Raw genomic sequence first — 8150 nt, 5'->3', positions numbered from 1 at the left:
ATGAATGGCCTCCGTGATCGCGCCCCTTCAATGAATCATCATACCCGCCAAAACGCTACCGGTTTTTGCGGGTCTCCAGCTGATGCAAGGGCGATTGCCTGCCATTTTGCAGGCTCAGGAATGGGTAAGAGCATCCCTCCGGTCCCATTATTTGAATGGGCAGAAGTCTTTCACGCAGTATTTGGAGAGTCAACGTAGCGACATTCATTTAATTCGCAGCGTTCTTCGCCAACTACTCCGCTTCGCCGCCGAAGGCGATTTCGTTCAGTTCCTCGCGCGTCATCTCGTACATCATGTCGATATCGACGCGCTCGCCTTCCTCGATGCGCTGCGAGATCATCGTCAGCGGAAAACAGATGATGCTGGTACCGGGCCAGTTCAGCGCGGGTTGGCGCCCATATTCGTCATCGATCGTAACCCAGTCGAGCATGAGGTCCTGAGCCAAGGCATCGCCCATGGCAATGCCCAGCGATTGCAGTTTCCAGGTGTCCTCCGGACCGACCCAGCCCTGTGCGAGATTGGCGCGCACAACGGCCAGCTTGCCTTCGATGCTGGCATAGGCATCTTCCGGGTTCTGCGCAAAGTGGCCCTTGATCCAGCCTCTGGCCAGTTCCAGCCACTCCTCCTCCTCGGCCTCGAGGGTAAGGGATTCGGGCATTGCCATGGGCTGAGCATAACACCTAGCCTCCATCTGGCAAAAAGGGGCGGGCATCGAACGCGGACAAACTTGACAACAGGTCCGTCGAAGCTCGTAAAGTCCAAAAAATCGTGAGGGGTAGAGAACGGAAATGATTGAGTTTTTCGGGTATCATTTGCGCAATCTGGCAAACTTTTCCGGGCGTGAATCGCAGAAGCGTTTCTGGCTGTGGGGCGCTTTTGCCCTGGGGCTGACCTTTGTGATGGGGGCGATTGTCTTCATGCCGCGCTTTACCGACGCGATGAACAGAATGCAGCGTTTCGCCATGGAGCATCCGGAAAGCGCCACCGTCGAGAGCGGCCCCGGCCACTATTCCATTCAGATCGACGGACATCATCCCGAACTGATGCCGGACATGGACCGCTTCTTTTACACGCTGATGGGAATTACCGCATTCGTGACTGTCCTGATCGGTGCTGCTGCCGTGCGGCGCCTGCACGATACGGGGCGACGCGGCTGGTGGTTGCTGTTGCCTGTGCCGTTCGTGACGGTCGGCTACACTGTTGCTCCAGACCTGTTCGAGCAAGTGGTAGCTGGTGACGCAGCGTCGTTTCGACTCTTTGTCCTCCTGTTCTTCAACAACCTGATTTATATGGTCATGCTGGCGGTCGTCGTCATCTTTCTGGCGCTTCCGGGCAGACCGGATGCCAACCGTTTTGGTCCGCCGCCCGCCGATTAAGCGATCCCGCCTGCGCACGATCCGCAAAGGTCAATCGCCGGTTCATGAAATTTTGTGCTTCGGCTGAGCGTCCGTTTCGCGTAGGGGCGCTGACAAAGAACCAATACGCATACACCTGCCGATCCCGGAGTTTGTCCCATGCCTGCCTATCGTTCCCGCACTTCCACTCACGGCCGCAACATGGCCGGTGCGCGCGGCCTGTGGCGCGCGACGGGGATGAAGGACAGCGATTTCGGCAAGCCGATCATCGCAGTTGTCAATTCCTTCACCCAGTTCGTGCCGGGGCACGTCCACCTCAAGGACCTGGGCCAGCTCGTCGCCGGGGAGATCGCGGCGGCAGGCGGTGTGGCCAAGGAATTCAATACCATCGCGGTCGATGACGGCATCGCCATGGGCCACGACGGCATGCTCTATTCGCTGCCGAGCCGCGACCTGATCGCCGACAGCGTCGAGTACATGGTCAATGCGCACTGCGCCGATGCCATGGTCTGTATTTCCAACTGCGACAAGATCACGCCGGGCATGCTGATGGCCGCGATGCGCATCAATATTCCGGTGGTCTTCGTCTCGGGCGGCCCCATGGAGGCCGGGAAGGTCGTGCTCAAGGGCAAGGAACGGGCGCTCGACCTCGTCGATGCCATGGTTGCCGCTGCCGACGAAAGCTACACCGACGAGGAAGTGGAGAGCATCGAGCGCTCGGCCTGTCCTACCTGCGGATCATGCTCGGGCATGTTCACGGCGAACTCGATGAACTGCCTGACCGAGGCCCTCGGCCTGTCGCTGCCGGGCAATGGCTCGACGCTGGCGACCCACGCCGACCGCGAGCGGCTGTTCCGCGAGGCGGGCCGTCTCGCCGTCGATTTGTGTCAGCGCTACTACGAGCAGGAAGACGAGACCGCGCTGCCCCGGTCCATCGCCAGCTTCGAGGCCTTCGAGAACGCGATGAGCCTCGACATCGCCATGGGCGGTTCGACCAACACCGTATTGCACCTGCTGGCTGCGGCCGCCGAAGCGGGCGTGGATTTCACCATGGAGGACATCGACCGTCTCAGCCGCAAGGTGCCGTGCCTGTCGAAGGTCGCCCCCGCCAAGGCCGACGTCCACATGGAAGACGTCCACCGCGCCGGAGGCATCATGGCGATCCTCGGCGAACTGGACCGGGCAGGTCTGCTCCATACCGATCTGCCGACCGTTCACAGCAAGACCATGGCCGATGCGCTGGGCCGCTGGGACATTGTGCGCACAAACGACGCCTCGGTGCACGAATTCTTCAAGGCGGCGCCCGGCGGAGTGCCCACGCAGACCGCCTTCAGTCAGTCGCGCCGCTGGGACGAGCTGGATATCGACCGCGAAGGCGGGGTCATCCGCAACAAGGAAAACGCTTTCAGCCAGGACGGCGGTCTGGCCGTGCTCTACGGCAACATCGCGCGCGACGGCTGCATCGTGAAGACGGCGGGCGTCGACGACTCGATCCTGAAATTCACCGGCAAGGCACGCGTCTACGAAAGCCAGGACGCGGCTGTTGCCGGCATTCTCGGCGGTCAGGTCGAGGCCGGCGATGTCGTCGTGATCCGCTACGAAGGGCCGCGCGGCGGGCCGGGCATGCAGGAAATGCTCTACCCCACCAGCTACCTGAAATCGAAGGGTCTGGGCAAGGAGTGCGCGCTGCTGACCGACGGACGCTTTTCGGGCGGCACTTCGGGCCTGTCCATAGGTCACGTTTCGCCCGAGGCGGCGGAAGGCGGCGAGATCGGGCTGGTCGAGAATGGCGACACCATCGAGATCGACATCCCCGGTCGAACCATCAACCTGATGGTCTCCGACGAGGAACTCAGCCACCGCCGCTCGACGCAGGAAGCGCGTGAGGACGGGGCGTGGACCCCGGTTCATCCGCGCAAGCGCAAGGTCTCGGCCGCGCTGCAGGCCTACGCCGCGATGACGACGAGCGCCGCCAAGGGCGCGGTGCGCGACGTCACCCAGCTCAAGCGCGGGTGAGGGCGGTGGCCTTCATCCGCCCTTCGACTGGCTCAGGGCGAACGGATCTTGAAACTTCAGGCACTGGCCCGCTCATGCTGAGCTTGTCGAAGCATGTCTGCGCCCCGTTGGTTCTGCTCCTCGCCGCCTGCTCTTCGAACAGCGAGCCGCCGCCGGTCGCGGCAGGCGATGAACATATCGCCTGCGCCGTGGGCGGCTCGGCGGAACTGGCTGACGTCTGTTCGGTCGAACGCGCGCAGGACGGCGACAAGCTCACGCTCATCGTACACCATCCCGACGGTGCCTTTCGCCGTTTTGACGTCATGACCGACGGTTCCGGCCTCACGGTCGCGGACGGTGCGGAGGAAGCGCAGACGAAGCTGGTGGACGGCAAGCTGGATGTTACGGTAGGCGCAGACCGTTACGTATTTCCAGCAAGCACGAAAGCCGATGCCGCACACTGATACGCCCCACCTCGGCCAGATTCTGACCGTCCAGCAGATGCGCGATGCCGAACAGGCATTGATCGATGTCGGAACCGGCGTCGATGCGCTGATGCAGATCGCCGGTCGCGGCGCGGCCGACTGGGTCTGGCGCCTGTCCGCGCATCGCCGCGTCACGGTCCTGTGCGGACCGGGCAACAATGGCGGCGACGGCTATGTCATCGCCGAGGCCATCCGCGAGCGCGGCGGCCATGCGGTAGTGGTTGCGGCCACCGAGCCGAAAACCGACGCAGCGAAGAACGCGCGCGCCCTGTTCGGCGGCGAGGTGCTTGCCCCCGATGCCGAAGCGCATGGCGATGTGCTGGTCGACTGCCTGTTCGGTTCCGGCCTCACCCGCCCGCTGACCGAAGAGCACTTCGCCTTGCTCACGCGTCTGGCCGAGCATCACCGTCATCTCGTGGCGGTCGACTTGCCGAGCGGCATCCAGTCGGACAGCGGCATGCTGCTCAACGAAGGGCTGCCGCACTATGACCTGACGATTGCTCTGGGAGCCTGGAAGTTCGCACACTTCCTGATGCCCGCCGCGGCGAAGATGGGCCGGATGCAGCTTATCCCGATCGGCGTCGATCAGGTGGACGGCGCGGCCATGTCGCTTCAGGCGCCGGCGATCCGCGCACCAGCGCCGGATTCGCACAAGTATCGTCGCGGGCTGCTTGCCGTCGTCGGCGGACACATGCCCGGAGCCGCACTGCTGGCCGCCGTGGCCGCGCAGGGAGCGGGCGCGGGCTATGTGAAGCTGTTCGCCGAGAGCAAGCGCAATGCGCCTGCCGACCTTGTCGTCGAGACCGGTTCGCTCAGCGAATTGCTGACCGACGACCGCAACAGCGCTGTTCTGGTCGGCCCCGGTCTCGGCCGCGACGGCACCGCGCGCGAAAGGTTGGCCGTGGCGCTGGCCGATCCTGTCGCCGCCGTGGTCGATGCCGATGCGCTGGTGCTGCTGTCGCCGCGCTCGCTGGCCGAACGCAAGGGAGAGACCATCGCGACGCCGCACGAAGGCGAACTGGTCGCGCTCGAACGCAGTTTCGAACTCGATGGTGCGGGCAGCCGACCAGCCCGGGCGCTGGCGCTGGCACGCGCAAGCGGCATGGTGGTGGTCGCCAAGGGGCCCGATACAGTGATTGCCGCGCCCGATGGTCGTCTGGCCTGCGCGCCGCGCGCGACATCGTGGCTTTCGACGGCGGGCACCGGCGACGTTCTGGCCGGCGTGATCGCCAGCCGCGCCGCCACCGGCCTTTCCGCATTCGAAGCTGCCTGCGAGGGCGTATGGCTCCACGGCGAAGCGGCGCACTTGTGCGGTCCCGCCTTCACCGCTGGTGAGCTTGCCGCGAAAGTGGCAGTGGCTCTGGCTACCCATCTGTAATTTCATCCCGCGCGTGCTGAGCTTGTCGAAGCACGTCCGGGGCGTAACATTCCGCCCTTCGACTGGCTCAGGGCGAGCGGACTTTTTGTACCATGAGTGAATCCGAAGAAATCCTCCGCATTGCCTCCAAAGGCGACGGCGTGACCGCCTCGGGGCGCTTTGCCTGGGGCGCGGCGCCGGGCGACATCCTGCACGCAGACGACACCCTCGAATGGGGGCCGCATCATGTCGAGCCGCCGTGCCGTCACTTTGGACGTTGCGGCGGGTGCCAGTTGCAGCAGCTCGACGAGGAGAGCCTGCGGGCCTTCGTCGAGGCGCGCGTCGCCAATGCTTCGGCTTCGCAGGATCTGGGCGCCGAGCACATCGCGCCGCCGCATCTCTCGCCGCCGGGCACCCGCCGCCGCGCGTCGCTGCGGGCCGAAAGCTCGGGCGGGCGCATCGTCATCGGCTTTCGCGAGGCGAAATCGCACCGGCTGGTCGAGCTGGAGGAATGCCACGTCCTCGCACCCGAACTGGTCTCGCTGCTCGGCCCGCTGCGCAAGCTGCTCATCATGATGGGCAAGGCGGCCCCTGCGAAGAAGAGCGGCAAGGGCAAGCCCGGCAAGCACCAGCAGCCACGCATGGCGGCCGATATCGAAATGACGCTGGTGGAGCAGGGTGTCGATCTCGGCGTGAAGGGGCTCACGGCGGAAGGCCTCGCGGCCACCGAGGCCATGCTCGCTTTCGCGCAGGAACACGGCCTTGCCCGCCTGACCATGGACGGCGGCTACGGTTTCGAGACCGTGTGGGAGCCCGTCCCGGTCACGGTAAAGCTGGGCGAGGTCTCCGTGCCGTTTCCGCCGGGCTCGTTCCTGCAGGCGACGCTCGATGGCGAGCAGGCGCTTGTCGGCGCGGCGCGCGAATGGCTGGAAGGCGCACCGACCGTGGCGGACCTGTTTGCCGGCCTCGGCACCTTCGCCTTTGCACTGGCAGGTCCCGCTACCAAGGTTCTCGCCGCCGAGGCCGCGCGTGATGTCCATCTCGCTTGCAAGGCCGCTGCCGACCGCGCGCAACTGCCGGTCTTCGCCATGCACCGCGATCTGTTCCGCAATCCGCTGCAGCCCGACGAACTCGACAAGTTCGCCGCCGTGGTGCTCGACCCGCCGCGGGCCGGTGCGCGTGAGCAGGTGGAAGCCATCGCCCAGTCCGACGTCGAGCGCGTGGTCTATGTCTCGTGCAACCCCTCGAGCTGGTCGCGCGATGCGGCGCGGCTGGTGGAAGAGGGGTTCCGGCTGGTAGAGCTGCGCCCGGTAGGCCAGTTCCGCTGGTCGACGCATGTGGAACTGGCGAGTCTGTTTGTGAGGACCCGATGAGTGTCGCCTTCCGTCGCGAGAACGACGATGAACATCTCGAGCCCAAGTTCGAGATCCCGATCCCGCCCGGCCCGAACCTCGTCACCACGCGCGGCAAGGCGCTGATCGATGCGAAAGTCGCCGAACTGGAAGCGCGGCTGAAAGAGGATCTGGACGAAACGGCGCTGACGGCAGCGAAGCGCGATCTGCGCTACTGGCAGACCCGTCAGATCACCGCGGAGGTCCAGCCCGAACCGGATGGCAGCGTGGTGGCCTTCGGTACGCGGGTGACGTTCCTGCTCAACGGCAAGGAGCGCGTGCTGGGGCTGGTCGGCGACGACGAGGCCGATCCTGCCGCCGGACTGGTATCGTTCTCCGCTCCTCTGGCACGGGCGCTGATGGGCGCGGAAGAGGGGGAAGTGCTGCCTTTCAACGGGCGCGAGGATGCGATTGAGGTTGTGGGGATCGAGGTGCTTTAGGGTCTTCCTCTATCGTGTGTGATGCTGGACTGGTGGTTCATAGAAGAAGATCCAGAAACTTGGAGATCACGCATTTGAGTAAACCGGAGAAAATTTATCATCTCGCATATGAACGTGAATATGAATATCGAGAGGATACTGAGCTATCCATCGGGTATTTCCTGACTTTTGAGGAAGCAAGGGAAGCAAAAGAGGGATTGAAAAATAAGCCAGGTTTTTGTGAGTGTCCCGATGGGTTCTTGATTGAAGAACTGCGTCTGGGACTCGCAGTAGACTGGAAAGATGGATTTTTTTCTGAGAGTGGCCCCCCTCCAAAAGATGCCGAGGCGGAATACTTCGACTTACCTTTCGCACTCTCGAAACCTAGGTCGCGTTGACAACGGGCGCGAGGACGCGATCGAAGTGCTGGCGATAGAGGCGGTGCTTTGAATGCCATTGTCTGGCAGTGGATGGGGTCGTCTGGTGCTGGATTAGCTTTCGAAGGGGTTGAATGTGTTGGGATTTGATTTTCTGGTACTGATGGCAGCCGCATCTGCCGCGGGCAGTCTCGGTGGTCCGCTTGACGATGCCGCAGCAGGGCTCGTGCAGTGCTACGAGCCGAATGATGCTGCTAAAACGTGTCGTTCCATGGCGTCGTACAGCAAAAACCCCGACGGCACCTGGGATAACACGGCGGTCGTCGAACTCTCGCCCGGGCAGCCTGTCTCGCTGGAGACCGTCACGCCGGTACGCCTCAAGGATGGTGCCGTCTGCGGTTATATTCGCAGGGATGACGTCTTGAACGGCAGGCTGCGTCTATCCGGGAAATTGATCCCGGGAGATAAGGCGGGGCCCATCCTTGAAAAGATCGCGGATGGTATGTCGCCTTTTATGGGCAAAGAGATTTGTACAAAATATGTACGGATTAACAACGAATTGGTGGCCAAAGGCATCGTTGAAGGCGGAAGTGACCCGGTTCCTGATCAACGCGTGAAGTGGGTGAAGCCGACAGATGGATACTCGGTTGCAGCCGGTTCTGTGCAGGCGGTCGTAGCGGAATCAGGCGGCTAAGGCGTCAACCCGGGCCTGTCAGTAATTTTGTGCGCGAGGTCGTTTTTGTTCATCAGACCGTGAACCTGTCGCCGAAG

9 protein-coding genes are annotated in these 8150 nt (G+C 63.3%); 8 read left to right on the top strand and 1 reads right to left on the bottom strand.

The window, feature by feature from the left end:
* Positions 1–232: 232 nt before the first annotated feature.
* Positions 233–664: a DUF3806 domain-containing protein gene (locus IEX64_RS23620; RefSeq protein ID WP_188823861.1), complete on the bottom strand. Its 432-nt coding sequence runs from the start codon at positions 662–664 to the stop codon at positions 233–235.
* A gap of 124 nt (positions 665–788) precedes the next feature.
* Here IEX64_RS23620 and IEX64_RS23615 point away from each other — a divergent pair, with 124 nt between their 5' ends.
* From IEX64_RS23615 to IEX64_RS23580, 8 genes are all read left to right on the top strand, one after another.
* A complete protein-coding gene (locus IEX64_RS23615) occupies positions 789–1376 on the top strand; it encodes a DUF805 domain-containing protein (protein ID WP_188823860.1) in 588 nt (195 codons plus the stop codon).
* A gap of 138 nt (positions 1377–1514) precedes the next feature.
* Complete coding sequence (gene ilvD, locus IEX64_RS23610; RefSeq protein WP_188823858.1) at positions 1515–3371, top strand: dihydroxy-acid dehydratase; 1857 nt, start codon at positions 1515–1517, stop codon at positions 3369–3371.
* Between the two features lie 74 nt (positions 3372–3445).
* Complete coding sequence (locus IEX64_RS23605; protein ID WP_188823856.1) at positions 3446–3814, top strand: hypothetical protein; 369 nt, start codon at positions 3446–3448, stop codon at positions 3812–3814.
* Positions 3801–5213, top strand: coding sequence for an NAD(P)H-hydrate dehydratase (locus IEX64_RS23600; RefSeq protein ID WP_188823853.1), 1413 nt, complete (start codon positions 3801–3803; stop codon positions 5211–5213). Before IEX64_RS23605 ends, IEX64_RS23600 begins: the two co-directional genes overlap by 14 nt.
* 92 nt (positions 5214–5305) lie before the next feature.
* Positions 5306–6565, top strand: coding sequence for a class I SAM-dependent RNA methyltransferase (locus IEX64_RS23595; RefSeq protein WP_188823851.1), 1260 nt, complete (start codon positions 5306–5308; stop codon positions 6563–6565).
* Entirely contained in the window at positions 6562–7023 is a 462-nt protein-coding gene (locus IEX64_RS23590; protein ID WP_188823849.1) for a GreA/GreB family elongation factor, read from the top strand. Before IEX64_RS23595 ends, IEX64_RS23590 begins: the two co-directional genes overlap by 4 nt.
* A gap of 59 nt (positions 7024–7082) precedes the next feature.
* Entirely contained in the window at positions 7083–7400 is a 318-nt protein-coding gene (locus IEX64_RS23585) for a hypothetical protein (protein ID WP_188823847.1), read from the top strand.
* 115 nt (positions 7401–7515) lie between these two features.
* A complete protein-coding gene (locus IEX64_RS23580; RefSeq protein ID WP_188823845.1) occupies positions 7516–8073 on the top strand; it encodes a hypothetical protein in 558 nt (185 codons plus the stop codon).
* The last annotated feature ends 77 nt before the right edge of the window (positions 8074–8150 follow it).

The sequence above is a fragment of the Novosphingobium indicum genome (assembly GCF_014645195.1).
GTDB lineage: Bacteria > Pseudomonadota > Alphaproteobacteria > Sphingomonadales > Sphingomonadaceae > Novosphingobium > Novosphingobium indicum.
Note: the sequence above shows the minus strand (reverse complement) of the source record. Positions and strands in the feature narration are given on the sequence as shown.

Excerpts from the sequence above, each read along its gene's own strand:
- IEX64_RS23590 (WP_188823849.1), top strand. The coding sequence starts at position 6,562 with ATGAGTGTCGCCTTCCGTCGCGAGAACGACGATGAACATCTCGAGCCC.
- IEX64_RS23615 (WP_188823860.1), top strand. The coding sequence starts at position 789 with ATGATTGAGTTTTTCGGGTATCATTTGCGCAATCTGGCAAACTTTTCC.
- IEX64_RS23600 (WP_188823853.1), top strand. The coding sequence starts at position 3,801 with ATGCCGCACACTGATACGCCCCACCTCGGCCAGATTCTGACCGTCCAG.
- IEX64_RS23620 (WP_188823861.1), bottom strand. The coding sequence starts at position 664 with ATGGCAATGCCCGAATCCCTTACCCTCGAGGCCGAGGAGGAGGAGTGG.
- IEX64_RS23605 (WP_188823856.1), top strand. The coding sequence starts at position 3,446 with ATGCTGAGCTTGTCGAAGCATGTCTGCGCCCCGTTGGTTCTGCTCCTC.
- IEX64_RS23595 (WP_188823851.1), top strand. The coding sequence starts at position 5,306 with ATGAGTGAATCCGAAGAAATCCTCCGCATTGCCTCCAAAGGCGACGGC.
- ilvD (WP_188823858.1), top strand. The coding sequence starts at position 1,515 with ATGCCTGCCTATCGTTCCCGCACTTCCACTCACGGCCGCAACATGGCC.